The organism is Streptomyces odontotermitis (assembly GCF_050510915.1).
GTDB lineage: Bacteria > Actinomycetota > Actinomycetes > Streptomycetales > Streptomycetaceae > Streptomyces.
In genome coordinates this window covers 190,927-217,214 of record NZ_JBNJLS010000008.1, presented here as the reverse complement: position 1 = coordinate 217,214, position 26,288 = coordinate 190,927, and the positions used below count along the sequence as shown (strand labels likewise).

Annotated in this window: 21 protein-coding genes and 2 riboswitches; of the genes, 16 read left to right on the top strand and 5 right to left on the bottom strand. The window is 72.7% G+C overall.

The genetic code is table 11. The features are described 5' to 3' along the window. Positions 1 to 209: 209 nt before the first annotated feature. Together ACQB60_RS24040 and ACQB60_RS24035 are read left to right on the top strand one after the other, a co-directional pair. A complete protein-coding gene (locus tag ACQB60_RS24040; protein WP_496928161.1) occupies positions 210 to 1,055 on the top strand; it encodes a hypothetical protein in 846 nt (281 codons plus the stop codon). Between the two features lie 240 nt (positions 1,056 to 1,295). Continuing rightward, the gene (locus ACQB60_RS24035; protein WP_496928160.1) at positions 1,296 to 1,889 is read left to right on the top strand and encodes a sigma-70 family RNA polymerase sigma factor; all 594 of its coding nucleotides are present in this window, start codon (positions 1,296 to 1,298) and stop codon (positions 1,887 to 1,889) included. 171 nt (positions 1,890 to 2,060) lie between these two features. Here ACQB60_RS24035 and ACQB60_RS24030 read toward each other — a convergent pair whose 3' ends face one another. Together ACQB60_RS24030 and ACQB60_RS24025 are read right to left on the bottom strand one after the other, a co-directional pair. Beyond that, positions 2,061 to 2,420, bottom strand: coding sequence for an ArsR/SmtB family transcription factor (locus tag ACQB60_RS24030; protein WP_496928159.1), 360 nt, complete (start codon positions 2,418 to 2,420; stop codon positions 2,061 to 2,063). 134 nt (positions 2,421 to 2,554) lie between these two features. Continuing rightward, positions 2,555 to 4,060: an LCP family protein gene (locus ACQB60_RS24025; RefSeq protein ID WP_496928262.1), complete on the bottom strand. Its 1,506-nt coding sequence runs from the start codon at positions 4,058 to 4,060 to the stop codon at positions 2,555 to 2,557. Positions 4,061 to 4,152: 92 nt separating this feature from the next. On the opposite strand from ACQB60_RS24025, the gene tatA reads away from it, so the two are divergent. The 3 genes from tatA (at position 4,153) to ACQB60_RS24010 (ending at position 7,023) form a co-directional block, all read left to right on the top strand. Further along, positions 4,153 to 4,380: a Sec-independent protein translocase subunit TatA gene (tatA, locus tag ACQB60_RS24020; RefSeq protein ID WP_496928158.1), complete on the top strand. Its 228-nt coding sequence runs from the start codon at positions 4,153 to 4,155 to the stop codon at positions 4,378 to 4,380. A gap of 84 nt (positions 4,381 to 4,464) precedes the next feature. Further along, a riboswitch (cobalamin riboswitch) is annotated at positions 4,465 to 4,608 on the top strand. Between the two features lie 49 nt (positions 4,609 to 4,657). Then, positions 4,658 to 6,436, top strand: a complete 1,779-nt coding sequence (locus ACQB60_RS24015) for a ribonucleoside triphosphate reductase (RefSeq protein ID WP_496928157.1) — start codon at positions 4,658 to 4,660, stop codon at positions 6,434 to 6,436. Beyond that, positions 6,433 to 7,023, top strand: a complete 591-nt coding sequence (locus ACQB60_RS24010; RefSeq protein WP_496928156.1) for an anaerobic ribonucleoside-triphosphate reductase activating protein — start codon at positions 6,433 to 6,435, stop codon at positions 7,021 to 7,023. Before ACQB60_RS24015 ends, ACQB60_RS24010 begins: the two co-directional genes overlap by 4 nt. Positions 7,024 to 7,054: 31 nt before the next feature. Here the strand turns inward: ACQB60_RS24010 and ACQB60_RS24005 are convergent, their stop codons facing one another. Further along, a complete protein-coding gene (locus ACQB60_RS24005) occupies positions 7,055 to 8,467 on the bottom strand; it encodes a short-chain fatty acyl-CoA regulator family protein (protein WP_496928155.1) in 1,413 nt (470 codons plus the stop codon). Between the two features lie 254 nt (positions 8,468 to 8,721). On the opposite strand from ACQB60_RS24005, the gene aceA reads away from it, so the two are divergent. The 8 genes from aceA (at position 8,722) to ACQB60_RS23965 (ending at position 18,576) form a co-directional block, all read left to right on the top strand. Next, positions 8,722 to 10,008 (top strand): isocitrate lyase, encoded by a 1,287-nt coding sequence (aceA, locus tag ACQB60_RS24000; RefSeq protein WP_496928154.1) that lies wholly within the window; start codon positions 8,722 to 8,724, stop codon positions 10,006 to 10,008. Positions 10,009 to 10,115: 107 nt separating this feature from the next. Next, on the top strand, positions 10,116 to 11,714 hold the full coding sequence (gene aceB, locus ACQB60_RS23995; protein WP_496928261.1) for a malate synthase A: 1,599 nt from the start codon (positions 10,116 to 10,118) through the stop codon (positions 11,712 to 11,714). Further along, on the top strand, positions 11,711 to 12,610 hold the full coding sequence (locus ACQB60_RS23990) for a 3-hydroxybutyryl-CoA dehydrogenase (RefSeq protein WP_496928153.1): 900 nt from the start codon (positions 11,711 to 11,713) through the stop codon (positions 12,608 to 12,610). Before aceB ends, ACQB60_RS23990 begins: the two co-directional genes overlap by 4 nt. A 51-nt stretch (positions 12,611 to 12,661) precedes the next feature. Further along, positions 12,662 to 12,842: riboswitch (cobalamin riboswitch) on the top strand. A 230-nt stretch (positions 12,843 to 13,072) separates the two neighbouring features. Then, positions 13,073 to 14,596, top strand: coding sequence for a CoA-acylating methylmalonate-semialdehyde dehydrogenase (locus tag ACQB60_RS23985; protein WP_496928152.1), 1,524 nt, complete (start codon positions 13,073 to 13,075; stop codon positions 14,594 to 14,596). 5 nt (positions 14,597 to 14,601) lie between these two features. After that, entirely contained in the window at positions 14,602 to 15,750 is a 1,149-nt protein-coding gene (locus tag ACQB60_RS23980) for an acyl-CoA dehydrogenase family protein (RefSeq protein WP_496928151.1), read from the top strand. Then, positions 15,747 to 16,880, top strand: coding sequence for an enoyl-CoA hydratase/isomerase family protein (locus ACQB60_RS23975; RefSeq protein WP_496928150.1), 1,134 nt, complete (start codon positions 15,747 to 15,749; stop codon positions 16,878 to 16,880). The genes ACQB60_RS23980 and ACQB60_RS23975 overlap by 4 nt, the downstream gene beginning before the upstream one ends. Then, positions 16,877 to 17,773, top strand: coding sequence for a 3-hydroxyisobutyrate dehydrogenase (gene mmsB / locus ACQB60_RS23970; protein ID WP_496928149.1), 897 nt, complete (start codon positions 16,877 to 16,879; stop codon positions 17,771 to 17,773). Before ACQB60_RS23975 ends, mmsB begins: the two co-directional genes overlap by 4 nt. Next, positions 17,770 to 18,576: an enoyl-CoA hydratase gene (locus tag ACQB60_RS23965; RefSeq protein ID WP_496928148.1), complete on the top strand. Its 807-nt coding sequence runs from the start codon at positions 17,770 to 17,772 to the stop codon at positions 18,574 to 18,576. Before mmsB ends, ACQB60_RS23965 begins: the two co-directional genes overlap by 4 nt. A gap of 9 nt (positions 18,577 to 18,585) precedes the next feature. Here ACQB60_RS23965 and ACQB60_RS23960 read toward each other — a convergent pair whose 3' ends face one another. Next, complete coding sequence (locus tag ACQB60_RS23960; RefSeq protein ID WP_496928147.1) at positions 18,586 to 20,034, bottom strand: short-chain fatty acyl-CoA regulator family protein; 1,449 nt, start codon at positions 20,032 to 20,034, stop codon at positions 18,586 to 18,588. A gap of 179 nt (positions 20,035 to 20,213) precedes the next feature. Here ACQB60_RS23960 and ACQB60_RS23955 point away from each other — a divergent pair, with 179 nt between their 5' ends. The 3 genes from ACQB60_RS23955 (at position 20,214) to ACQB60_RS23945 (ending at position 23,895) form a co-directional block, all read left to right on the top strand. Further along, positions 20,214 to 21,728 carry an MmgE/PrpD family protein gene (locus tag ACQB60_RS23955; protein WP_496928146.1) on the top strand — a complete coding sequence of 505 codons (1,515 nt, stop codon included), beginning with the start codon at positions 20,214 to 20,216 and terminating at the stop codon, positions 21,726 to 21,728. A 60-nt stretch (positions 21,729 to 21,788) separates the two neighbouring features. Next, complete coding sequence (gene prpB, locus ACQB60_RS23950) at positions 21,789 to 22,694, top strand: methylisocitrate lyase (protein WP_496928260.1); 906 nt, start codon at positions 21,789 to 21,791, stop codon at positions 22,692 to 22,694. Positions 22,695 to 22,755: 61 nt separating this feature from the next. Further along, on the top strand, positions 22,756 to 23,895 hold the full coding sequence (locus ACQB60_RS23945) for a bifunctional 2-methylcitrate synthase/citrate synthase (RefSeq protein WP_496928145.1): 1,140 nt from the start codon (positions 22,756 to 22,758) through the stop codon (positions 23,893 to 23,895). 6 nt (positions 23,896 to 23,901) lie between these two features. On the opposite strand, the gene metE is transcribed toward ACQB60_RS23945, so the two are convergent. After that, complete coding sequence (gene metE, locus ACQB60_RS23940; RefSeq protein WP_496928144.1) at positions 23,902 to 26,220, bottom strand: 5-methyltetrahydropteroyltriglutamate--homocysteine S-methyltransferase; 2,319 nt, start codon at positions 26,218 to 26,220, stop codon at positions 23,902 to 23,904. Positions 26,221 to 26,288: the final 68 nt, after the last annotated feature.

Genomic DNA, 26,288 nt, shown 5'->3' with positions numbered 1-26,288 from the left:
CCCGGTCGGGCCCGGTGTTCCGCCGCCACAGCCGTCCCTCATCCCCTTCAACCCTGACCTGTACGTCCGCTAGAGGTCGGGCCGAACGCGCCGCCAGTTCCCGCACGTTGTTGTGGCCTGGGTCACAACTCTCCGTGCGCCCTTGCCGCATGGGCAATTTCCGGACCGGCTCTTGCCGCGCCTGAGGCGAATGCAAGGATGACCCCGCCATGACTGCTGAGTGGGTGTCTCGCACGGTCCGGGCCGCGGTGTTCGCGGCCGTCTGTGTGCTGCTCGCAGCCCTGGGGCACGTGCTGATGTCCGGCTCGGGGCTGCCCGGGTGGACGCTCGCCGCGGGCGCCGTCGCCACGGGCGGCGCCGCCTGGTGCCTGGCCGGAACCGAACGCGGCCTGCTCGTCGTGGTCTCGGCCACCGTGGCCGCCCAGGCGGCCCTCCACTCCACGTTCACGCTCGCCCAGACGCTGGCGGCCCCCGCTCAGCCGGGCGGTTCTTCCCTCGCGACGCGGTGGATGCAGGATGTGACGTGTGGGGCTGTTGGGGGCGGAGGCGGGGGCGGGACCGGCTCCGGCTCCGGAGCGTCCGTGCATGACATGGGCGCCATGTCGTCGATGACATCCATGACATCCATGCCTTCTATGTCGGCACGGCAACACATGGAGCACATGGGCGACATGGGGCACATGGGGCACATGGGGCACGGTGCGGACATGGGCCATGGCATGGGCATGGATCACGGCATGGACATGGGCCACGGCATGGGTATGAACCATGACATGGGCGGCATGTCCCCGACCGGCATGCTCGCCGCCCACCTTCTCGCCGCCCTCGTGAGCGGCCTCTGGCTCGCGTACGGAGAGCGCGCCGCTTTCCGTATCGCGCGGGCCTTCGCGGGCTGGCTGGTCGCGCCGCTGCGGGTGCCCCTGGTGCTGCCCGCGCCGCCGCACCGCCCGCGGATCCGGGTCCGCAGGACCCGTTCGCACCGTGCGGTGCCGGGCCTTCTCCTCGTCCACGCCATCACTTCTCGGGGTCCGCCCATGGGGACCGCTGTCATCTGAGACAGCCGGTTTCCCGAGGCCATGTGCGCGTCCAGCGCGCGGTGCCTCAGGCATCGGCCGTGCGCGTACTCATCCGGATCCGCACCGCACCGACCACGCGGCTCCGTACGCCCGGCCGTCCCCCACCACTTCACGCCACCGGATCCGCTGACGCGTGCGCAGAACGCGCCAGGCAGAACGCGCCAGGCAGTACGCGAGAGGCCACCCGTCCTCGGTCCGGATTCCCGAGAAGGACACCAGGTGATCACTCCTGCCCTGTCGCCCTCGCGCGACGAGTCGATAACGGCGTGGGCACTCGCCGCCCGCGGCGGTGACCCCGACGCGATCGAGCACTTCGTCCGCGCCCTCCACCTCGACGTGCGCCGCTACGTCACCTATCTGGGCGCGGACCCCCAGGCCGCCGACGACCTCACCCAGGACACGTTCCTGCGGGCCCTCGGCAGCCTGCACCGGTTCGAGGGGCGGTCCTCCGCCCGTACGTGGCTGCTGTCCATCGCCCGGCGCGCGGTCGTCGACAGCATCCGGCGCACCGCGGCCCGGCCCCGGATCTCGGACACCGACGACTGGCAGCTGCTCGCCGAGCACACCCAGTCGCGCGGGCTGCCCGGTTTCGACGACGGGATCGCGCTCACCGAGCTCCTCGACGGCCTGCCCGACGAGCGGCGCGAGGCGTTCGTCCTCACCCAGCTCCTCGGCATCAGCTACGCGGAGGCCGCGCTGATCAGCGGCTGCCCCGTGGGCACGGTGCGGTCGCGCGTGTCCCGGGCCCGGCTCTCGCTGATCGAGTCGCTGGAGGCCGCCGAGCGCCCCGCACTCGTGGGCGCCGCGGCCTGAACCGCGGACCGTGCGACGGGCCCGGACCCCACCGAGGGTCCGGGCCCGTCGGCCTCACGGAGTCGGTCTCACGGCGTCCGGCTCACGGCGTGGGACTCCGCGTCCGTCACGGGGAGGTGCCGCCCGCGCCGACGGCACCCACCCAGGCGCTCGCGTCACCGTCGGCGAGCGTCACCGATTGTCCGTTCGCTTGGCTTCCTCGTTCGCTGATTTCTCGGTGAGGGTCGAGGCGGACCGGTGGACGACCTCGGGCGTCAACTCGTAGAGGAAGGGCGCCACTTCGAAGTACTTCATGGTCTTACCGTCCGCCGCCACCTCGGGCGTGCCGACGACGAGACCGGCGCCCTCGAGCAGCTTCAGGTGCATGTGCAGCAGCGGGCGGCCCATGCCGATCTCACGGGCCAGCGCGCTCACGTAATTGCGCTTCTCGTGGAGCGCCGCGACGATCCGCATGCGATGCGGATTGCCCAGCGCCGAGAGCACCTTGAGCAGTTGGTCGCCCGTCGGCTCCCGATCGCTTTCCCCGGCCATCGCGGCCTCTCTCTCGTGCCTGTCAAGAAACGCTGACATGTACCTCGGGGCCTGTCAAAGTCTCCTGACGCAGCTCACGGGCGGATCAGGGACATCTCAGGGTCGGCCGTACGAGAGGTCAGTCGTACGAAGGGTCAGCCGTACGAGAGGTCGGAGCAGGCGTCGGCGTCGCCGGAGCGGGCGTCGGCGGCGACCTTGGAGGGGACGGGCGAGGGGGTGGCGGAGGGCTTGTCTGACGCGGTGGCTGACGGGTCGGCGGCGTAGGCGCGGCCGAGCGTGATCCGGATGCCCGGGGCGTCGGCCGGGGCCGCCTTGAGCTCGGCGTCCGCGAAGAGCCGGGCTACGGACTCGGCCTTCTTCCTCTGGCCGGGCCCGTACTCGATCAGGGTGGTGGTGTGGTCCTGGCGGTCGGCCGTCGCGGTGCCGGTGACGGTGAAGCCGTGCTCGGTGAGCGTCCCGGCGGCGCGGGCGGCGAGGCCCGTGACGGTGGTGCCGTTGCGGACGGCGACCTCGATGCCGGCGCCCCGGACGGGGCCGCTGTCCTTGGGTGCGGGCCGGTCGTCGTCGCGCCCGCCGCCGCCCGCGTCCTTCCCGTCGAGCGTGCGGTCGTCCTTGAGCGAGGCCCACAGCGCGTCGGCGTCCGGCTGGACGACGGCGACGCGCGAGCCCTCGTACCGCCAGGGGAGGGTGACGAACGTGGTGTTGCCCAGGTCGATGTCCCGCAGCGACATCGCGAAGGAGATGAGCTTGTCGGCGGAGCCCAGGCCGGGATCGACGGTCAGCGACTTGGTCGCGGCGTCCGCCAGCGGCAGCAGCTTGGTCGGGGTGAGGCCGTCGCTCTTCACCTTCTTCAACAGGCTTGCCACGAAGGCTTGTTGGCGCTTGATGCGGCCGATGTCGGAGCCGTCGCCGATGCCGTGCCGGATGCGGACGTAGTCCAGCGCCTCGGTGCCCGACACCTCCTGCGGGCCCTTGCGGAACAGGCGGTCGCCCCGGCTGCCCCGGTTGGGGTTGAGGTCTCCCTCGTACACGTCCTTCGGCAGGCAGACCTCGACCCCGCCCACCACGTCCGTCAGCGAGGCGAAGCCCTTGAAGTCCACGACGACGGTGTGGTCGACGCGCAGCCCGGTGAGCTTCTCGACGGTGTTCTGGGTGCACGCCGGGTTGCCCTTGGCGGTCTGCCCGACCGAGTACGCCGCATTGAACATCGTGTCCGGCTGCGTCTTCGTCCAGGAGCCGTCCGGCAGCCGGCAGGGCGGGATGTCCACGAGGGTGTCGCGCGGGATGGACACGGCGACGGCGTGCTTGCGGTCCGCGTACACGTGCAGCAGGAACGCGGTGTCCGAGCGGCCTATGTCGCCCTTGTCGCCGCCGCCGAGCGCACTGTTCCCGCCGGTGCGCGCGTCCGAGCCGATGACCAGGACGTTCTGTCCCTTCGACGAGTCCGCGCCCGGCCGCTCGTCGGAGATGCCGTCCGAACCGAAGGTGTTGATGTTGCCGTTGAGCCGCAGATACACCCAGCCCGCACCGGCCGTCGCGAGGACGCCGAACGACACGACGGTCAGGAGCGCGCGCCGCCCCCGGCCCCGCTTGCGCTTGTGACTGGCTGCCAAGGGTGCTCCTCCTCCATGGTTGTACAGTTGCGCAATGTAGCAACCTTTCCTGAGGGGGCATCCGGGCGGTCCGCCGGGGGTGCGCCTCTCGGGCCGATGTGAGAAGGGGTGGGGCGGCCATGCTCCGCAATGCACTGGAACCCTGGCACCTGGTGGTCGTGGCGCTCGTCGTCGTCGTGCTCTTCGGCTCGAAGAAGCTCCCGGACAGCGCGCGGGCGGTGGGCAAGTCGCTGCGCATCCTCAAGAGCGAGACGCGGGCGATGAAGGAGGACGGGGGCGCGGGCGCCGGGGGAGCCGCGGGCGCCACGGAAACCGCGGGGGCGGCGGGAGTTGAGCGGAAGGCGTAGGGCGCGCTCGCGGGACCAAAGACCCGCCACCAGGGCCCAACGTCACCCAATATCTAGCGTCGGCGTGTCGCCCATAACCCCACATGTAGTGTTTCGGCAGTCGGTTCGGCGGGCGCTCAACTGCCCGCCGAGGCAACAGGGAACCCGGTGCGAGTCCGGGGCTGCCCCGCAACGGTGAGTGCCGCACGACGGCCCGAGTCCGATACCTGCCGGCCGCCTCCCGCGCATCTCCGCGCGGCGAGGACCTTTCTCCGTACTGCCTCGTGGGAGGGCCGACGTGACTCAGATCGACGCCGTGGCTTCGGTGACCGAATATGTGGACCGCAGCGACTGGCGGGTCAACGCCAACGCGAATCAGGGGTACTCGCTGGGCGGGCTCATCCTCAACACCGCCGGGAAGGTCGTCGCCAACTACTGGCTGGACCAGGTGTATCCGGCGGCGGTCGCCGACGCCCACCGGGACGGCGACCTGCACCTCCACGACCTCGACATGCTCGCCGGGTACTGCGCGGGCTGGTCGCTGCGCACCCTGCTCACCGAGGGGTTCAACGGAGTGCCCGGGCAGATCGACTCGGCGCCGCCCCGGCACTTCTCCTCGGCGGTCGGCCAGATCGTCAACTTCCTCGGCACCCTGCAGAACGAGTGGGCGGGCGCGCAGGCGTTCAGCTCCTTCGACACGTACATGGCGCCCTTCGTGAGGAAGGACGCGATGACGTACGCGGAGGTCCACCAGTGCATGCAGGAGCTGGTGCACAACCTGAACGTCCCCTCGCGCTGGGGTACCCAGACCCCCTTCACCAACCTCACCTTCGACTGGACGTGCCCGGACGACCTGCGCGCGCAGGTGCCCGTCATCGGCGGCGAGGAGGCGGACTTCACCTACGGCGAGCTCCAGGCCGAGATGGACCTCGTCAACCGCGCCTACATCGAGGTGATGACCGAAGGGGACGCCGGCGGGCGGGTGTTCACCTTCCCCATCCCCACCTACAACATCACCGCGGACTTCCCCTGGGAGAGCGAGAACGCCGAGCGGCTCTTCGCGATGACCGCGAAGTACGGGCTCCCCTACTTCCAGAACTTCATCAACTCCGACCTCGCGCCGCACCAGATCCGCTCCATGTGCTGCCGCCTCCAGCTGGACCTGACCGAGCTGCTCAAGCGCGGCAACGGCCTCTTCGGCAGCGCCGAGCAGACCGGCTCCCTCGGCGTGGTCACCCTCAACTGCGCCCGCCTCGGCCATCTGCACGCGGGCGACGAGGACGCCCTCCTCGCGGCCCTCGACCGGCTCCTCGGCCTCGCCCGCGACAGCCTGGAGGTCAAGCGGGTCACCGTCCAGGATCTGATCGACGGCGGCCTGTTCCCGTACACGAAGCGCTACTTGGGGACGCTGCGCAACCACTTTTCCACCATCGGCGTGAACGGGATCAACGAGATGATCCGCAACTTCACGCACGACGCGTACGACATCACCGACCCGCGCGGGCACGCCTTCGCCGTCCGCCTCCTCGACCACGTGCGCGCCCGCATGGCCGAGTTCCAGGAGCGCACCGGCCACCTCTACAACCTGGAGGCGACCCCCGCCGAAGGCACCACCTACCGCTTCGCCAAGGAGGACCGGCGCCGCTTCCCCGGCATCCTGCAGGCGGGCACCGACACGAACCCCTACTACACCAACTCCTCGCAGCTGCCCGTCGGCTGGACCGACGACCCCTTCGAGGCACTGGAGCGCCAGGACGAGCTGCAGACCAAGTACACGGGCGGCACCGTGCTGCACCTGTACATGTCCGAGCGCATCTCCACGGCCGAGGCGTGCCGCAGTCTCGTACGGCGCTCGCTGGAGCGCTTCGAGCTGCCCTACCTCACGGTGACCCCGACCTTCTCCATCTGCCCCGAGCACGGCTACCTCGCCGGCGAGCACCACGACTGCCCGACCTGCGGCGGCAGTTGTGAGGTGTGGACGCGGGTCATGGGCTACCACCGGCCCGTGGCGTCCTTCAACATCGGCAAGAAGGGGGAGCACGCCGAACGCGTGCACTTCCAGGAAGCGGCGGTGTGATCCGGATCGGCGGCTGGGCGCGCCTGTCGAGCTGCGACTGGCCGGGCCGCCTCGTCACCACGGTGTTCTGCCAGGGCTGCCCGTGGCGCTGCGGCTACTGCCACAACCCCGCGCTGCTCGACCCGCGTGCCCCGGCCGCCGTCGACTGGGCCCAGGTGACCGCCCATCTCGCCCGCCGCCGGGGCCTGTTGGACGGCGTCGTCTTCTCCGGCGGCGAACCCCTGCTGCAGACCGGTCTCGCCGACGCGATGCGCGCGGTGCGCCGCCTCGGCTTCCAGGTCGGCCTGCACACCGGCGGCGCCTACCCGCGCCGCTTCGGGCAGCTCCTGGGCGCGGGCCTCGTCGACTGGGTCGGCTTCGACGTGAAGGCGGCCCCGGCGGCGTACGGGCGCGTGACCGGCGTGCGGGGCAGCGCCGCGCCCGCGCTGCGCAGCCTGGGTCTGCTGGTGGACTCCGGGGTGGCGCACCAGCTGCGGACCACCGTCGACCCCGCGCTCCTCGACGCGGCGGACGTCGAGGAGCTGCGGGGGTGGCTGGCGCGGCGGGGCCTTGGGGAGCCCGTGTGGCAGGAGGCGCGCGCCGTCTGAGCGAGGCTGCCGTCTGCGCGGGGCCGGGGCGCTACGGCTGCGCGTCCGCCACCGGATACGGGACGAACGTGCTGCTCCGCTCGTCCACGGCCAGCGGGCGGCCGAGCGGCGGGACCGCCCGCTGCGGGCAGTCGAGGCGTTCGCAGACGCGGCAGCCCATGCCGATCGGGGTGGCCGCCGCCGTGGTGGCGAGGTCGAGGCCGTCGGAGTAGACGAGCCGGTGGGCGTGGCGCAGCTCGCAGCCGAGCCCGATCGCGAACGTCTTGCCGGGCTCGCCCCAGCCGCCCCGGTGGCGGGTCACGGCGCGCGCGGTCCACAAGTACCGCTGGCCGTCCGGCATCGAGGCGATCTGTACGTGGATGCGGCCGGGCGCGGCGAACGCCTCGTACACGTTCCACAGCGGGCAGGTGCCGCCCGCCCGCGAGAAGTGGAAGCCCGTCGCGGACTGGCGCTTGGACATGTTGCCCGCCCGGTCCACCCGCACGAACGAGAACGGCACCCCGCGCAGCCGGGGCCGCTGCAGGGTGCTGAGGCGGTGGCAGACCGTCTCGTAGCCGAGGCCGAAGCGGTCGGTGAGCCGCTCGATGTCGTAGCGGACCTCCTCGGCCGCCGTGTGGAAGGCCGTGTACGGCAGCACGAGCGCGGCCGCGAAGTAGTTGGCGACGCCGATGCGGGCCAGGGCGTGGGTGGGGGAGCCGGCCGCGAAGTCCTCCTCGGCGAGCCGGTCGAGCTCCGCGTCGTGTTCGAGCAGGGCCAGCTGCGTCGCCATGCGGAACGCCTGCTGGCCGGGGCGCAGCCGCCCCGACAGGTGCAGGACGCGGGCCTCGGGGTCGTAGTGGTGCAGCCGGGCGGCCGCGTCCGTTCCCGTGGCCAGGCGGACGCCGTGCCGCTCAGCGAGCCGCCCGGACAGGGCGCGCACGACCTCGCCGGGGCGGATGCCGATCTCGCGGGCGAGGGCCTCGGCCGCGAGATCGGTGTCGTGCAGATAGTTGCGGCGGCGGTAGAAGAACTCGCGGATCTCCTCGTGCGCGGAGCGCGGAGCCCCGGAGGCTTCGTGCCGGCCGTCGGCCGTCTCGGCCAGGTGCTCGGTCAGCGCGTGGGCCCGCCGCCCCAGGTCCACCAACACCTGGGCGACCGCGGGCAGTCGGGAGGCGAGGTCCGCCAGGTCGGCGGGGGAGACCCGGTTCGCCGTGACCTCCGCGGCGAGGGTCTCGCGCAGATCGGCGACGAGGCGGCCGGTGTCCCGCTCGGAGAAGAACGCGGCGTCGACGCCGAAGGTCTCGGTCAGCCGGAGCAGCACGGGCACGGTGAGCGGGCGCGAGTCGTGCTCCATCTGGTTGAGGTAGCTCGGTGAGATGGCGAGGACCCGGGCGAGTTCGGCCTGGCTCAACTGCCGCTCCTCGCGCAGCCTGCGCAGCCGCGCCCCCGCGTACGTCTTGCTCATGCCCGTAAGCCTATGACGATCACGCTGGTTTGAGGGCTTCGCAAGATTGGCAATTCCGGGTCCGAAGATGCGCAGAACTTGGCATGGGTCCACGGTTGAGGGCACTCAGTGCCACTGCCAGAGTCGAACTGCGGCCCACGGCGCACCAGTTGCGCAGCATCGCCTCCCCGCGATTCCGGCGGGTCGCGCCCGCTCTACAGCGACACCCAGTGCCAGGAGTTGGCACACTTCACCACACACTCTGGGAGACGACCATGGCTCAGGCAGGTCAGCAGGGCACGACGGCCGCGGAGCTCGAGCGGCGCTGGGCGACGGACCCGCGCTGGCGCGGCATCGAGCGCACCTACGGCGCACAGGAGGTCGTCCGGCTCTCCGGCAGCGTCCGCGAGGAGCACACCCTGGCCCGGCGCGGCGCCGAGCGGCTGTGGCGCCAGCTGCACGAACAGGACTACATCCACGCGCTCGGCGCGCTCACCGGCGGCCAGGCCGTGCAGCAGGTCAGGGCCGGGCTCCAGGCCATCTACCTGTCCGGCTGGCAGGTCGCCGCCGACGCCAACCAGGCCGGGCACACCTATCCCGACCAGAGCCTGTACCCGGCCAACTCCGTTCCCCAGGTGGTGCGCCGGATCAACAATGCCCTGCTGCGCGCCGACCAGATCGCCACCTCCGAGGGCGACACCTCCGTGGACTGGCTCGCGCCGGTCGTCGCGGACGCGGAGGCCGGGTTCGGCGGTCCGCTCAACGCCTTCGAGCTGACCAAGGCGATGATCGCGGCGGGCGCCGCCGGCATCCACTACGAGGACCAGCTCGCCTCCGAGAAGAAGTGCGGCCACCTCGGCGGCAAGGTCCTGGTGCCCACCGCCCAGCACATCCGCACCCTCAACGCGGCCCGTCTCGCCGCCGACATCGCCGACGTCCCCACCCTCGTCGTGGCCCGCACCGACGCGCTCGCCGCGAACCTGCTGACCAGCGATGTCGACGAGCGCGACCGGGAGTTCGTGACCGGCGAGCGCACCGCCGAGGGCTTCTACCGGGTTCAGAACGGCATGGCCCCCGTCATCGCGCGCGGCCTCGCCTACGCCCCGTACGCCGATCTGATCTGGGTCGAGACGGGCACCCCGGACCTCGCGCAGGCCCGTGAGTTCGCCGAGGCGATCCACGCCCGGTACCCGGACCAGATGCTCGCCTACAACTGCTCGCCGTCCTTCAACTGGAAGGCGGCCCTGGACGACGACCAGATCGCCAAGTTCCAGCGGGAGCTGGGCGCGATGGGCTACCGCTTCCAGTTCATCACCCTGGCCGGGTTCCACTCCCTCAACCACGGCATGTTCGACCTGGCCCGCGGCTACGCCGAGCACGGCATGACGGCCTATGTCGACCTGCAGGAGCGGGAGTTCGCGGCGCAGGAGCACGGCTTCACCGCGGTCCGGCACCAGCGCGAGGTCGGCACCGGCTACTTCGACATGGTCTCCACCGCCGTGAACCCGGCCTCCTCCACGACGGCGCTCTCCGGCTCCACGGAGGAGGAGCAGTTCCACTGAGCCGCTTCTTCGGCCAGTGACCGATCCGGTGAGGGCCGGACACCTCCGCTCCGTCCGGCCCTCACCCCCCTCCCTCCCTTCACGCCGAGGAGATTCCCATGAGTGCCATGAGTGCCACCAGGACCGCCGGCCGGGTGCGCGTCGCCGGCAGGCCGGGCGACCGCCACGACGAGATCCTCACCCCCGAGGCGCTCGACTTCCTCGCCCGCCTGGACGAGGCGTTCGCCGCACGCCGCTTCGACCTGCTCGCCGAGCGGCGCCGCCGCGCCGAACGCATCGCCTCCGGCGTGCCGTTGGGCTTCCCGCTCACCACGGCCGCGCTCCGCTCGGACCCCGACTGGCGGGTCGCGCCGCCCGCGCCCGGGCTGACCGACCGGCGCGTGGAGATCACCGGCCCGCCCGAGCGGCGCATGGCCGTCAACGCCCTCAACTCCGGCGCCCAGGTGTGGATGGCGGACTTCGAGGACGCGACCTCACCCACCTGGGACAACATCGTCGGCGGCCAGCTGACCCTGCTGGACGCCATCGAGCGGCGCATCGACTTCACCAGCCCCGAGGGCAAGGAGTACCGGCTCCGCGACCGCCACGAGCTCGCCACCATCGTGGTGCGCCCGCGCGGCTGGCACCTCGTCGAGAAGCACCTGGTCATCGACGAACGCCCGCTGCCCGCCGCCCTGGTGGACTTCGGCCTGTACTTCTTCCACTGCGCCCGCCGCCAGCTCGACGCGGGCCACGGACCGTACTTCTACCTGCCCAAGCTGGAGAACCACCACGAGGCCCGGCTCTGGAACGACGTCTTCGTCCTCGCCCAGGAGCTGCTCGGCATCCCGCGCGGCACCATCCGCGCCACCGTCCTCATCGAGACGGTCACCGCCGCCTTCGAGATGGAGGAGATCCTCCACCAGCTGCGCGAGCACAGCGCCGGGCTCAACGCGGGCCGCTGGGACTACCTGTTCAGCCTGATCAAGAACCTCGGGCACCGGCCCGACTTCGTGCTGCCCGACCGCGCGAAGGTCACCATGACCGCGCCCTTCATGCGCGCGTACACCGAACTGCTCGTGCGCACCTGTCACCGGCGGGGCGCCCACGCGATCGGCGGCATGGCCGCGCAGGTCCCCGGCCGGGACGCGGACGCGCACGCGGCGGCGCTCGCCACCGTGCGGCTCGACAAGGAACGCGAGGCCGAGGACGGCTTCGACGGCTCCTGGGTCGCCCACCCCGGGCTCGTCGCGGTGTGCCGGGACGTCTTCGACCAGGTCCTCGGGGAGCGCCCGCACCAGCTGGACCGCACCCGCGAGGACGTCGCGGTCACCCCCGCCGACCTCCTGGCGGTGCGTCGCACCGTCGGCCCGCCCACCCCGGAGGGCGTTCGCGCCAACGTCGCCGTCTCCCTGCGCTACTTCGACGCGTGGCTGCGCGGGCAGGGGGCCGTGGCACTGGGCGGCCTGATGGAGGACGCCGCGACGGCGGAGATCGCCCGCGTGCAGATCTGGCAGTGGCTCCGGCACCGCCTCGTGGACCGCGACACGGTCCTGCGCATCGTCGACGAGGAGGCGGCCGCCCTCGGCGCCGAGCATCCCTGGGCCCGGGTCGACGAGGTCCGCTCCCTCTTCGAACGCACCGCCCTGGGGCGGGAGTTGCCCGCCTTCTTCACCACCGACGCCTACGCCCGCCACCTCGCCGCGCGAACGGAGATCCCCGCATGAGCACCTCGGGAACGAACGCGGGCATCACCGGAGTCGGCATCACCAGAGTCGGCGTCGTCGGCGGCGGCCAGATGGGCGCGGGCATCGCGGAGGTCTGCGCCCGCGCCGGGCTCGACACCCTGGTCTGCGAGGCCGACGCGATCGCCGCCCACGCCGCCCGTGACCGCGTCACCGCCTCCCTCGAACGCGCCGTCCGGCGCGGCAAGTCGGACCGGGCGGCCGCCGAGGACGCCCTCGCCCGCACGGCCTTCACCGGCAGCCTCGACGACCTGGCCGACCGCCAGCTCGTCATCGAGGCGGTCGTGGAGAACACCGACGCCAAGACGGAGGTCTTCACCGCACTCGACAAGATCGTCGAGGACCCGGAGGCGATCCTCGCGACCAACACCTCCTCGATCCCCGTGATGCGCCTCGGCATGGCCACCGGGCGCGCCGACCACGTGGTCGGCCTGCACTTCTTCAACCCCGTGCCGGTGCTGCCGCTGGTCGAGGTCGTGAGCTCGCTGCACACCGCGCCCCAAGTCCTCGACAGGGTGCAGGAGTTCGTCACGCGCACGCTGGGCAAGACGGCCGTCCGCTCCCGGGACCGTGCGGGCTTCGTCGTCAACGCGCTCCTGATCCCGTACGTGCTGTCCGCGATCCGGATGGCCGAGTCGGGCTTCGCCACCGCCACCGACGTGGACGCCGGGATGGAGCTGGGCTGCGCGCACCCCATGGGACCGCTCAGACTGGCCGACCTCATCGGCCTCGACACCGTCGCGTCCATCGCGGAGTCCCTGTACGAGGAGTTCAAGGAACCCCTGTACGCCCCGCCGCCGCTGCTCCAGCGGATGGTGGAGGCGGGGCTGCTCGGGCGGAAGAGCGGGCGGGGGTTCCACGCCTACGAAGGGGCCTAGGGGCAGGGGCCGGGGAGAGAGCCTAGATTTACTAGGACGTCCAACTATATAGTCGCGACCAAGGCCCGCGGTGCAGGGAAGCCGGTGTGAATCCGGCACGGTCCCGCCACTGTGACCGGGGAGTGTGCCGTCGAGCGGTACGCCACCGACTCGCCCTGAAGGGGGAGTTGGGAAGGCGGGCGGCGCGCGCAGATCCGGGAGTCAGGATACCGGCCGCGGGATGTTCCGTGTTGTCCACGAGGATGGAGCTGACACGCATGGCACCGGTGTGCACACGCGTCCCCGGCAAAGCCGCGGCCCGACGGCCGCGGCCCCCGCACGGCGAGCGCCGATCGGCCGTCGCAACCCCCTGACGGCCCACCGACCTTCGCGGTCTCGCGCAGCCCCGCTCCCGCACGCCACCGCGTGCGCACGGCGCGGCGGCGCGCCATCCCGGATCACCTGACGAGAGCAGGCACACCCATGGTCCGCGACCAAGCCCCCGCCCCCGTACGCGAGTTGACCCACTTCATCGGAGGCAGGCACACCCCGGGAACCTCCGGCTCCCACGGCGACGTGTACGACCCCAACACCGGCCGGATCCAGGCCCGCGTGCCCCTCGCGAGCCGCGCCGAGACCGAGGCGGCGATCGCCGACGCCGCCCGCGCGCAGCCCGGCTGGGGCCAGTGGAACCCGCAGCGCCGCGCCCGCGTGCTGCTGCGGTTCCTCCAGCTCGTCGAGGACGAGAAGGACGCCCTGGCCCGGCTCCTGTCCGCCGAGCACGGCAAGACGATCGCCGACGCCCACGGCGACATCCAACGCGGCCTGGAGGTCGTGGAGTTCGCGGCCGGCATCCCGCATCTGCTCAAGGGCGAGTTCACCGACAACGCGGGCACCGGCATCGACGTCCACTCGCTGCGCGCGCCCCTCGGCGTCGTCGCGGGCATCACCCCCTTCAACTTCCCCGCGATGATCCCGCTGTGGAAGGCCGCCCCCGCCCTCGCCTGCGGCAACGCCTTCATCCTCAAGCCCTCCGAGCGGGACCCGTCGGTGCCGCTGCGGATCGCCGAGCTGTTCCTGGAGGCGGGCCTGCCGCCCGGTGTCCTCAACGTCCTGCACGGCGACCGGGAAGCTGTCGACACCCTCCTGGAGGACCCGCGCGTCGCCGCCCTCGGCTTCGTCGGCTCCACCCCCGTCGCCGCGCACGTCTACGCCACCGCCGCCGCCCACGGCAAGCGCGCCCAGTGCTTCGGCGGCGCCAAGAACCACATGATCGTGATGCCGGACGCCGACCTCGACCAGGCCGTGGACGCGCTGATCGGCGCGGGCTACGGCTCCGCGGGCGAACGCTGCATGGCGATCTCCGTCGCCGTCCCCGTCGGGGAGGAGACCGCCGACGCCCTCGTGGCCCGCCTCAAGGAGCGCATCGCCGCGCTGCGCATCGGCCGCAGCGACGACCCCGAGGCCGACTTCGGCCCGCTGGTCGGCCGGGACGCCGTCGACCGGGTCCGCTCCTACGTCGGCCTCGGCGTCGAGGAGGGCGCCGAACTCGTCGTCGACGGACGCGACTTCACCCTGCCCGGACACGAGGACGGCTTCTTCGCCGGAGCCTCCCTCTTCGACCGGGTCACTCCGGACATGCGGATCTACCGCGAGGAGATCTTCGGGCCCGTCCTGTGCGTCGTGCGCGCCGCCGACTACGAGGAGGCCCTCCGGCTGCCCAGCGAACACCTCTACGGCAACGGCGTGGCCCTCTTCACGCGCAACGGCGACACCGCCCGCGACTTCACCCGGCGCGTGGACACCGGCATGGTCGGCGTCAACGTGCCCATCCCGGTGCCCGTCGCCTACCACACCTTCGGCGGCTGGAAGCGCTCCGGCTTCGGCGACCTGAACCAGCACGGACCGGACGCCGTGCGCTTCTACACCCGCACCAAGACGGTGACGTCCCGCTGGCCCTCAGGACTGCGCGAGGGCGCCAGCTTCACCCTCCCGACGATGGGCTGACGCCGATGACCTCCACCCTCCTGACCGAGGACCAGCAGGCCCTCGTCGAGACCACCCTGGACTTCACCCAGGACCACATCGCCCCGCACGCCCTCGACTGGGACCGCGACAAGCACTTCCCCGTCGACGTGCTGCGCAAGGCCGCCGGGCTCGGCCTCGGCGGCGTCTACGTCCGCGAGGAGTCCGGCGGCAGCGGCCTCACCCGCTCCGACGGCGTGCTCGTCTTCGAGACCCTCGCCTCCGGCTGCCCGTCCCTCGCGGGCTACCTGTCCATCCACAACATGGTCGCCTGGATGATCGACCACTACGGCGACCCGGGCCAGCGGGAACGGTGGCTGCCCCGGCTGTGCGCCATGGAGGACCTCGCCGGCTACTGCCTGACCGAGCCCGGCGCGGGCTCCGACGCGGCGGCCCTCACCACCCGGGCCGTCCGCGACGGCGACGACTGGCTGCTCACCGGCGTCAAACAGTTCATCTCCGGCGCGGGCGCCGCCCAGCTGTACGTGGTGATGGCCCGCACCGGCGGCGCGGGACCCGACGGCGTCTCCGCCTTCGTCGTCGACAAGGACGACCCCGGCGTCTCCTTCGGCGCGAACGAACGCAAGATGGGCTGGAACGCCCAGCCCACCCGCCAAGTCGTCCTGGACGACGTCCGGGTGGCCGGAGACCGGCTCCTCGGCAGCGAGGGCCAGGGCTTCCGCATCGCCATGAACGGCCTGAACGGCGGCCGCCTCGGCATCGCCGCCTGCTCGCTGGGCGGCGCCCGCAGCGCCCTGGACCGCAGCCTCGCCCACCTCGCCGACCGCGAGGCGTTCGGCCGCCGCCTCCTGGACGCCGGGGCGCTGCGCTTCCGCCTCGCCGACATGGCCACCGAACTGGCCGCCGCCCGCGCCCTCGTACGCCAGGCCGCACAGGCCCTGGACGAGGGCGACCCGCAGGCGCCGTACCTGTGCGCGATGGCGAAGCGGTTCGCCACCGACACCGGCTACACGGTCGCCGACCGGGCGCTCCAACTGCACGGCGGCTACGGCTACTTGAGCGAGTACGGCATCGAGAAGCTCGTCCGGGACCTGCGGGTCCACCAGATCCTGGAAGGGACCAACGAGATCATGCGTGTCATCGTGGCCCGCGGCCTGACGGAGGCGATCGCATGAGCGCCGACGACGCGCGGACGACGGCCGACGACGTCCGTACGACCACCGACGTGGCGCAGTCCGTCCTGCTGCACACCACAGGGCGGGCCGCCCGCCTCACACTCAACCGCCCCCGCGCCCTCAACGCCCTCACCCACCCCATGGTCCGCCGCATTGACGCGGCGCTCACCGCGTGGGAGCACGACCCGTCCGTCGAGACCGTCGTCCTCACCGGCGCGGGGGAGCGCGGCCTGTGCGCGGGCGGCGACATCCGCGCCATCCACGACGACGCCCGCGCGGGCGACGGCAGCGCCACCGCGGCGTTCTGGCGCGACGAGTACCGCCTCAACGCGCACATCGCCCGCTACCCCAAGCCGTACGTCGCCGTCATGGACGGCATCGTCATGGGCGGCGGCGTCGGAGTCTCCGCGCACGGCAGCGTCCGCGTCGTCACCGAACGCTCCCGGATCGCGATGCCCGAGACCGGCATCGGCTTCGTCCCCGACGTCGGCGGCACCTACCTGCTCGCCCTCGCCCCGGGCGAACTGGGCACCCACCTCGCGCTGACGGGCACGCCCGTCGGCGCGGGCGACGCCCTGCTGTGCGGACTCGCCGACCACTACGTGCCGTCCGCCGCGCTGCCGGTACTCGTCGACGACCTCGCCGCGCTCCCCGTAAGGGAGGTCCTCGCCCGCCATGTGCAGGCGCCGCCCTCAGGGGTGCTGTCCGCGCAGCGCGACTGGATCGACTCCTGCTACGCGGCCGACACCGTAGAGGAGATCGTCCGAAGGCTGCTCGCCCACGGCGACCCCGACGCCAAGGAGGCCGCCGAGACGCTGCTCGCCAAGTCACCGACCGCACTGAAGGTCACCCTGGCGTCCCTGCGCGCCGCCCGCGGGCTCGGCCCGCTCGAACGGGTCCTCGACCAGGAGTACCGGGTCTCCTGCGCCGCCCTTTCCGGCCCCGACCTGGTGGAGGGCATCCGCGCCCAGGTCATCGACAAGGACCGCGCTCCGCGCTGGTCCCCGGCCGCACTCGCCGACGTCACCGACGCCGACGTACGGCGCCACTTCACCCCTCTCGGCGAGCGCGAACTCGGGCTCGAACGCGGCCTCGCCGGACCCGACACCACCGAGGAGGTGGCCTGGTGAACCGGACCGTCGCGTTCATCGGACTCGGACACATGGGCGGCCCGATGGCGGCCAACCTCGTCAAGGCCGGACACCGGGTGCTCGGCCACGACCTCCAAGCCGACGCCCTCGACGCCGCCGCGCGGGCCGGGGTGGAACCCGCCGCGTCGGCGGTCGGGGCGGCCGCCGACGCGGACGTGGTCCTCACCATGCTCCCCACCGGGCGCCACGTCCTCGCCCTCTACGACGACCTCCTCGCCGCCGCCCGCCCCGGCACCCTCTTCGTCGACTGCTCGACCATCGACGTCGCCGACGCCCGCACCGCCCACGAACGGGCCGTCGCCGCGGGAGCACGCGCCCTCGATGCCCCCGTCTCCGGCGGCGTGGTGGGCGCCGAGGCCGCCACCCTGACGTTCATGGCGGGCGGGGGAGAGGAGGAGTTCGCGCGGGCGCGCCCCCTGCTCGAGGCCATGGGCAAGAAGGCCGTCCACTGCGGCGGCGCGGGCGCGGGACAGGCCGCCAAGATCTGCAACAACATGATCCTCGGCGTCTCGATGATCGCCGTGAGCGAGGCGTTCGTGCTCGGCGAGCGCCTCGGCCTGTCCCACCAGGCCCTCTACGACGTGGCGTCCACGGCGTCCGGCCAGTGCTGGGCCCTCAGTGTCAACTGCCCCGTCCCCGGCCCCGTCCCCACCAGCCCCGCCAACCGCGACTACCGGCCCGGCTTCGCCGCGTCGCTCATGGCGAAGGACCTGGGCCTGGCCGCCAACGCGGTGCGCGCAGGCGGAGTGGACGCAGAACTCGGTCTGCGCGCCGCCGAGTTGTACGCCGCGTACGCCGAACGCGCCGGTGCCACGGAGGACTTCTCCGGCATCGTACGAACGATCAGGGACCAGAGCGGAGAGCGGACGTGACGAAGGAAGCGACAGCCGACCCCGCGTCGCACGCGTACGAGACCATCCGGGTCGAACGCACGGGCCGCACCGCCCTGCTCACCCTCGACCGGCCGAAGGCCCTCAACGCCCTCAACCTCCAGGTCATGAACGAGGTCGTGGCCGCCGCCGAGGCCCTCGACCGGGACCCCGGGTGCGGCTGTCTCGTCATCACCGGCTCGGCCAGGGCGTTCGCCGCCGGGGCCGACATCAAGGAGATGCAGCCGCAGACGTACATGGACATGTACCTCAGCGACTGGTTCGCCGCCTGGGACCGGCTCGGGCAGCTGCGCACCCCCACCGTCGCCGCCGTCGCCGGCTACGCGCTCGGCGGCGGCTGTGAACTCGCGATGCTCTGCGACATCCTGCTCGCTGCCGACACGGCCGTCTTCGGGCAGCCCGAGATCAAGCTGGGCGTCATCCCCGGCATCGGCGGCTCCCAGCGCCTGACCCGGGCGGTCGGCAAGGCCAAGGCCATGGAGCTGTGCCTGACCGGGCGCACCATGGACGCGGCCGAGGCCGAGCGCGCCGGACTCGTCTCCCGGGTCGTCCCGGCCGACGTGCTGCTCACCGAGGCGCTCGCCGTCGCCGAGACCGTCGCGGGCATGTCGCTGCCGGTCGCGATGATGGCCAAGGAGGCGGTGGGCCGGGCCTTCGAGACGACGCTCACCGAGGGCGTCCGCTTCGAACGCCGCCTGTTCCACGCGGTGTTCGCCACCGCGGACCAGAAGGAGGGGATGGGCGCCTTCGCCGACAAGCGGCCGCCGGAGTTCCGGCACCGCTGAAGCACTCCCTCACGGGTGGCCGCCGTTCTCCACCTGATACGGCACGTACGGGCGCCGGTCCGGGTCGACGGCGAGGCGGCCGCCCGCCGGGGGCCGGGCCCGCTGCGCGCAGTCGCGGCGCTCGCAGATCCGGCAGCCCAGACCGATCGGCGTCGCCGCGCGCGGATCGGTCAGGGCGACCCCCTCCGCGTACACGAGGCGGTGTGCGTGCCGCAGGTCGCAGCCGAGGGCGACGGCGAACTCGGCGCGCGGCGCGTGGTGGCCGAAGCCGCCCCGGGTGAGGGTCCGCGCCACCCAGAAGTACCGCTTGCCGTCCGGCATTTCGGCGACCTGGGTGAGGATCCTGCCCGGGGCGGAGAACGCCTCGTACACCGTCCACAGCGGGCAGGTGCCGCCGAGCCGGGAGAAGTGGAAGTCGGTCGCGGACTGCCGCTTGGAGATGTTGCCCGCCCGGTCGACCCGCAGGAAGGAGAACGGCACGCCCCGGCGGCCCGTGCGCTGCAGGGTGCTCAGGCGGTGGCAGACCGTCTCGAAGCCCACGCCGAAGCGCGCGGACAGCAGCTCGATGTCGTAGCGCACCTCCTCCGCGGCGGTGTGGAAGGCGGTGTACGGCAGGAGCAGGGCGCCCGCGAAGTAGTTGGCCAGGCCGATGCGGGCCAGTGTGCGCGACTCCGGGGAGGTCAGGGCGGCGGCGTTCGCGCAGAGCCCGGAGAGCAGCGGGCCGTGCTCCAACAGGGCCAGCTGTGTGGCCAGTTGGAAGGCGCGCTGGCCGTCGCTCAGCCAGGGGGAGAGGAACAGGAGTCCGGCGTCGGCGTCGAAGCGGCGGGCGTCGGGGGAGTGTCCCGTCGGTGCCTGGACCACGGTGACGCCGTGCCGTTCGGCGAGCCGTGCCGTGAGCGGGTCGGCGCAGCGGCCGGGCCGCAGCCGCCACTCCTCGGCCAGGTGCTCGGCCGCGGTGTCCAGCGGTTCGAAGTGGTTGTGGTGGGCGTAGAAGAAGTCCCGTACCTCGTCGTGGGGTTCGCCGGGCGGGAGGAGCGCGCCGTCGGCCCGGCCGGGTGCGGCGAGGGCGGCGGCCTGCTCGGCGGCGTCGCGGTAGCGGCGGTGCAGGGCGACCAGGGCGCGGGCCACCTCGGGGTGGTCGCGGGCGGCCTCCGTGACCTCCTCGGCGCCGGGCGGCTCGATTCCGCACGCCTCGTCGGCCAGCGCCGCCCGCAGATCGGTGGCGAGCCGGTCGCCCGCCGCCTCGGAGAAGAACTCCGCGTCCACTCCGAAGACCTCGGCGATCCGCAGCAACACCGAAGCGGTGAGCGGCCGTTGGCTCTGTTCGAGCTGATTGGCGTAACTCGTGGAGATGGCGAGCGCGCGGGCCATGTCGACCTGGTTCATGCCGTGCTCGCGGCGCAGCCTGCGCAGCTTGGCGTGGGCGTAGATCTTGCGGTCGGCGGGTCGCCGGGCCATCGCGGACCTCCTTGTGGGCGGCGGCCCTTGCGAACCTAACATCCGCACTCTTCGCAAGATTCGCGGATTCACCGTCAGAACATGGACCGAATCCGCAGGTTGGAGCGGTGGCCCGGAGGCCGTGGCGGGGGCAGCCTCGATACGTCAGCACCCACCAGGACCCCCGTACGAGGAGCCCCGTGATCGACCACCGCGTCCGCGTCCACCCCAGCGCCGACCGCCTCCCGCGCGAGGACCAGCTCGCCTGGAAACTCGCCGCCGTCGCCACCGCCACCGAGGAGCTGGACACCGACAGCGCCGCCATGGCCGTCAACCGCGTCATCGACAACGCCGCGGTCGCCGTCGCGTCCCTGCTCCGCCGCCCGGTCGCCGTCGCCCGCGCCCAGGCCACCGCCCACCGCGCGAACGGGACGACGCGTGGCGCCTCGGTCTTCGGCGCCCGTACCCGCGTCTCCCCGGAGTGGGCCGCCTGGGCCAACGGCACCGCCGTCCGCGAACTCGACTTCCACGACACCTACTTGGCGGCCGACTACTCCCACCCCGGCGACACCGTCCCGCCGCTCCTCGCCGTCGCCCAGCACACCGGCCGCACCGGCGCCGACCTGCTGCGCGGCATCATCACCGCGTACGAGATCCAGGTGGCCCTGGTCAAGGGCATCTGCCTGCACGAGCACCGCATCGACCACGTCGCCCACCTCGGCGCCGCCACCGCCTGCGGCCTCGGCGCCCTGCTGCGGCTGCCCACCGGGACGGTGTACCAGGCCGTGCAGCAGACCGTGCACACCACGACCGCGACCCGGCAGTCCCGCAAGGGCGAGATCTCCAGCTGGAAGGCGTACGCCCCCGCCCTCGCGGGCAAGGCGGCCGTCGAGGCGGTGGACCGGGCGATGCGCGGCGAGACCTCCCCCTCGCCGATCTACGAGGGCGAGGACGGCTTCCTCGCCTGGATGCTGGACGGACCCGGCGCCGACTACACCGTCCGGCTCCCCGGGCCCGGCGAGCCGCGCCGCGCGATCCTCGACACCTACACCAAGGAGCACTCCGCCGAGTACCAGGCCCAGGCCGTCATCGACCTCGCCCGGCGCCTGCGCGAGAAGACCGGCCCGCTCGACCGGGTCCGTTCCGTGGTCCTGCACACCAGCCACCACACCCACCACGTCATCGGCTCCGGTGCGAACGACCCGCAGAAGTACGACCCCACGGCCAGCCGCGAGACCCTCGACCACTCCGTGCCGTACATCTTCGCCGTCGCCCTGGAGGACGGGGTCTGGCACCACGAGCGGTCCTACGCCCCCGAGCGCGCCCGCCGCCCGGAGACCGTCGCGCTCTGGCGGAAGATCAGCACCGTCGAGGACCCGGAGTGGACCCGCCGCTACCACGACCCCGACCCGGCCCGGCGCGCCTTCGGCGGCCGCGCCGTCCTCACCCTCGACGACGGCTCGGTCATCGAGGACGAGCTCGCCGTCGCCGACGCCCACCCGGCCGGGGCCCGCCCCTTCCAACGTCCCGCCTACGAGGGCAAGTTCCGCACCCTCGCCGACGGCACGGTCGCCCCGGCCGACCAGGACCGCTTCCTGGCCGCCGCCGCGCACCTGGCCGACCTCGGCGCCGCCGACCTGGACGGCCTCTTCCCGGCCGTCGACGGCGAGGCCGTGACGGCGTACGACGCACGGCTGCCGAAGGGGCTGTTCTGATCCCGCAGGCCCTGCTGTGGAACCGCCATGAACCCTTGTGACGCCGAAGGGGCACTCCTGATGCTGCACACCCGCACCACCCCCGCCCAGCGCCGCCGCGCCCTGCGCGAACGGCTCGCCACCGGGGGCCTGTTGACCATGCCGGGCGCCCTCAACCCCCTCTCCGCCCGCCTCATCCAGGACACCGGCTTCGAGGCCGCCTACCTCTCCGGCGCCGTCCTCGCCGCCGACCTGGGCCTGCCCGACATCGGCCTGACCACCGCCGGCGAGGTCGCCGCCCGCGCCCAGCAGACCACCCGGGTCACCGACCTGCCCGTCCTCGTCGACGCCGACACCGGCTTCGGGGAACCCCTCAACGCCGCCCGCACCGTCCAGCTGATGGAGGACGCGGGCCTGGCCGGGCTGCACCTGGAGGACCAGGTGAACCCCAAGCGCTGCGGCCACCTCGACGGCAAGACGGTCGTGGCACGCGAGGAGATGTGCCGCCGCGTCCGCGCGGCCGCCGACGCCCGCCGCGACCCTGACTTCCTGCTCATGGCCCGCACCGACGCCCGCGCCGCCGAGGGACTGGCCGCCGCGATCGACCGGGCGAAGGCGTACGTCGACGCCGGTGCCGACGCGGTCTTCCCCGAAGCACTCGCGGGCGAGGCCGAGTTCGAGGCGTTCCGCAAGGCCGTGGACGTCCCCCTGCTCGCCAACATGACCGAGTTCGGCAAGAGCCCGCTGCTCGACGCGCGCACGCTGGACAACCTCGGCTACGACATCGCCCTCTACCCGGTGACCCTGCTCCGCCTGGCCATGGGCGCCGTCGAGGACGGCCTGCGCACGCTGGCCGCCGACGGCACCCAGGAGGCCCTGCTGCCGCGGATGCAGACCCGCTCCCGGCTGTACGGGCTCCTCGGCTACGAGGACTACGCGGCCTTCGACACGGCCGTCTTCGACTTCACGCTCCCGCCCGGCACCTGACGCACCCGCACCCCGCATCTGACGCCCCGCACCCGGCACCTGACGCTTCGGAGGCACCTCCATGCCCACCACCGCCCCCGCGATCCACCGCGGCCTCGCCGGTGTCGTCGTCGACACCACCGCGATCTCCACCGTCATCCAGGAGACCAACTCCCTGACCTACCGCGGCTATCCCGTGCAGGACCTCGCCGCCCACCGCTCCTTCGAGGAGGTCGCCCACCTCCTGTGGCACGGCGAACTCCCCGACGCCGCGCAGCTGCACGCCTTCCGGGCCCGCGAGCGCGCCCTGCGCCCCCTGGACCGCACCACGTCGGAGCTGCTTGCCCGGCTGCCCGAGACCTGCCACCCGATGGACGTCCTGCGCACCGCCGTCAGCCTGTTCGGCGCCGAGGACCCCACGGAGGAAGACGGCAGCCCCGCCGCCCAGCGCGCCAAGTCCCTCGCCCTCCTCGCGAAGCTGCCGACCGTGGTCGCCGCCGACCAGCGCCGCCGCCGGGGGCTCGCCCCGATCCCGCCGCACCCCGAACTCGGCTACGCCGAGAACTTCTTCCACATGTGCTTCGGCGGCGTGCCCGCCCCCGAGGTGGTGCGCTGCTTCGAGATCTCCCTGACGCTGTACGCCGAACACAGCTTCAACGCCTCGACGTTCACCGCCCGGGTCGTCACCTCCACCCTCTCCGACCTGCACAGCGCGGTCACCGCCGCGATCGGCGCCCTCAAGGGCCCCCTGCACGGCGGCGCCAACGAAGCCGTGATGCGCATGCTGGACGAGATCGGCGACCCCGCGCGCGCCGAGGAGTGGCTGGACGAGGCCCTCGCCGCCCGCCGCAGGATCATGGGCTTCGGCCACCGCGTCTACAAGGACGGCGACTCCCGCGTCCCGGTCATGCAGGACGCCCTGGACCGCCTGGTCGCCCGCGCCGCCGACCCGGAGACCACCCGCCTCGCCACTCTGCACACGGCCCTGCGCGACGCCATGCTCGCCCGCAAGTCCCTCCACCCGAACCTGGACTACCCGGCGGGCCTCGCCTACCACCTGATGGGCTTCGACACCCCGGCCTTCACACCGATCTTCGTGATGAGCCGCATCACCGGCTGGACGGCCCACATCACCGAGCAGCTCGCCCACAACGCGCTGATCCGGCCCCTCGCCTCGTACGCGGGGCCGGACCAGCGGACGCTGCCTGTCAGGACGGGGTGATGCCGGTCAGGACGGGGTGATCTCCTCGCGGACCGTACGGGCGGCGGCCACCAGGCTCTCCAGGGACGCCCGGGTCTCGGGCCAGCCGCGGGTCTTCAGGCCGCAGTCCGGGTTGACCCAGAGCCGCTGCGGCGGAATGGCCTCAAGTCCCTTGCGGAGCAGGGCCGCCGCCTCCTCCGCGCTGGGGATGCGCGGCGAGTGGATGTCGTAGACCCCTGGCCCGGCCTCGCGCGGATAGCCGTGCGCCGCGAGCTCGCGCGCCACCTGCATGTGGGAGCGGGCGGCCTCCAGGCTGATCACGTCGGCGTCGAGGTCGTCGATGGCCTGGACGATGTCGCCGAACTCCGCGTAGCACATGTGCGTGTGGATCTGCGTGGCCGCGCGCACGCCGCTCGTGGTCAGCCGGAACGCCTCCGTCGCCCACGCCAGGTAGGCCGGGTGGTCGGCGGCGCGCAGCGGCAGGGTCTCGCGCAGGGCGGGCTCGTCGACCTGGATGACCGACGTCCCGGCCGCTTCGAGGTCCTCGACCTCGTCCCGCAGCGCGAGGGCCACCTGGCGCGCGGTGTCGCCGAGCGGCTGGTCGTCGCGGACGAAGGACCAGGCGAGCATCGTCACCGGGCCGGTCAGCATGCCCTTGACCGGCCGGTCGGTGAGCGAGTTCGCGTACGCCGTCCAGCGCACCGTCATCGGCTCGGGCCGGGAGATGTCGCCCGCCAGGACCGGCGGGCGCACATAGCGGGTGCCGTAGGACTGGACCCAGCCGTGCTGCGTGGCGAGATAGCCGGTGAGCTGCTCGGCGAAGTACTGGACCATGTCGTTGCGTTCGGGCTCGCCGTGCACCAGGACGTCGATGCCCGCCTTCTCCTGGAAGGCGAGGACGTCGCGGATCTCGGCCTCGATGCGCTCCTCGTACGCGGCCGTGTCGATCCGTCCGGCGCGCAGGTCGGCGCGGGCGGTGCGCAACGCGCCGGTCTGCGGGAACGAGCCGATCGTGGTGGTCGGAAGGAGTGGCAGGCCGAGCTGGGCGCGCTGGGCCTCGGCCCGCCGCTCGTACGGCGCCGAGCGGCGGCCGTCCGCGTCCGTGACGGCGGCGGCGCGGGCGCGCACCGCCGGGTCGTGGGTGATCGCCGAGCCTGCGCGCGAGGCCAGGTCGGCGCGGTTCGCGGCGAGTTCGGCGGCGATGGTGTGGATGCCGCGGGCCAGGCCGCGGGCGAGCGTGACGACCTCCGCCGACTTCTGCTTCGCGAAGGCCAGCCAGCGCAGGATCTGCGGTTCGATGTCCCGCTCGGCGGCCGCGTCGAGCGGCACGTGCAGCAGTGAGCAGGAAGCCGCCACGTCGACCCGGCCGGCCAGACCCAGCAGGGTGCCGAGCGTCGCGAGGGACTTCTCGAAGTCGTTGATCCAGATGTTGCGGCCGTCGACGACGCCCGCGACGAGCCGCTTGCCAGGAAGACCGCCGACGGCCGCGAGGTCGTCGAGGTTGGCGGCGGCGGCCCCGGTGAAGTCCAGGGCAAGGCCGTCCACCGGCGCCTTGGCCAGGACGGGCAGCGCGTCGCCGAGCCGGTCGAAGTACGAGGCGACCAGGAGCTTCGGCCGGTCCGTGAGCGCGCCGAGGTCCCGGTAGGCGCGCTCGGCGGCGCCCAGTTCGGCCGGGGTGCGGTCCTGGACGAGGGCGGGCTCGTCCAGCTGCACCCAGTCGGCACCCGCCGCGCGCAGGTCGGCGAGGACCTCCGCGTACACCGGCAGGAGCCGGTCGAGCAGGGTCAGCGGCACGAAGTCGGCGGCGACGCCCGGCGCGGGCTTGGCGAGCAGCAGGTAGGTGACCGGGCCGACGAGGACCGGCCGCCCGTTGTGGCCGAGTGCCAGGGCCTCCTTGAGCTCGGCGACCTGCTTCGTGGAGTCGGCGGTGAAGACCGTGTCCGGTCCCAACTCCGGGACCAGATAGTGGTAGTTGGTGTCGAACCACTTGGTCATCTCCAGCGGCGCCACGTCCTGGGTGCCGCGCGCCATCGCGAAGTATCCGTCGAGGCTGTCGGCGGCGACGGGCGTGCGGTGGCGGTCGGGGACGGCGCCGACCATGACGCTGGTGTCCAGGACGTGGTCGTAGTACGAGAAGTCGCCGGTCGGCACCTCGTGGAGGCCGGCGTCGGCGAGCTGCCGCCAGGTGGCGCTGCGCAGTTCGGCGGCGGTGGCGCGGAGGGCGTCGGCGTCGACGCGGCCCTTCCAGTAGCCCTCGATCGCCTTCTTCAGTTCCCGGTTCTGGCCCTGGCGGGGGTAGCCGTACACGGTGGCCCGTGCTGCCGCGGCTGCGGGCTTGGTGGTCACGGAGATCTCCTTCGCGAGATGAATCCCTGAGATCCCGGGGACGGGACGAGAGCGCGAAGGGCGACGGA

What these genes read in the sequence shown, in the direction of transcription:
- ACQB60_RS23945 (WP_496928145.1), top strand. Translation starts at nt 22,756, where the DNA reads ATGCCCACCACCGCCCCCGCGATCCACCGCGGCCTCGCCGGTGTCGTC.
- aceB (WP_496928261.1), top strand. Translation starts at nt 10,116, where the DNA reads ATGAGTGCCACCAGGACCGCCGGCCGGGTGCGCGTCGCCGGCAGGCCG.
- ACQB60_RS24040 (WP_496928161.1), top strand. Translation starts at nt 210, where the DNA reads ATGACTGCTGAGTGGGTGTCTCGCACGGTCCGGGCCGCGGTGTTCGCG.
- prpB (WP_496928260.1), top strand. Translation starts at nt 21,789, where the DNA reads ATGCTGCACACCCGCACCACCCCCGCCCAGCGCCGCCGCGCCCTGCGC.
- ACQB60_RS23975 (WP_496928150.1), top strand. Translation starts at nt 15,747, where the DNA reads ATGAGCGCCGACGACGCGCGGACGACGGCCGACGACGTCCGTACGACC.
- ACQB60_RS23985 (WP_496928152.1), top strand. Translation starts at nt 13,073, where the DNA reads ATGGTCCGCGACCAAGCCCCCGCCCCCGTACGCGAGTTGACCCACTTC.
- ACQB60_RS23980 (WP_496928151.1), top strand. Translation starts at nt 14,602, where the DNA reads ATGACCTCCACCCTCCTGACCGAGGACCAGCAGGCCCTCGTCGAGACC.
- aceA (WP_496928154.1), top strand. Translation starts at nt 8,722, where the DNA reads ATGGCTCAGGCAGGTCAGCAGGGCACGACGGCCGCGGAGCTCGAGCGG.
- ACQB60_RS23990 (WP_496928153.1), top strand. Translation starts at nt 11,711, where the DNA reads ATGAGCACCTCGGGAACGAACGCGGGCATCACCGGAGTCGGCATCACC.
- ACQB60_RS24030 (WP_496928159.1), bottom strand. Translation starts at nt 2,420, where the DNA reads ATGGCCGGGGAAAGCGATCGGGAGCCGACGGGCGACCAACTGCTCAAG.
- ACQB60_RS24005 (WP_496928155.1), bottom strand. Translation starts at nt 8,467, where the DNA reads ATGAGCAAGACGTACGCGGGGGCGCGGCTGCGCAGGCTGCGCGAGGAG.
- ACQB60_RS23960 (WP_496928147.1), bottom strand. Translation starts at nt 20,034, where the DNA reads ATGGCCCGGCGACCCGCCGACCGCAAGATCTACGCCCACGCCAAGCTG.
- tatA (WP_496928158.1), top strand. Translation starts at nt 4,153, where the DNA reads ATGCTCCGCAATGCACTGGAACCCTGGCACCTGGTGGTCGTGGCGCTC.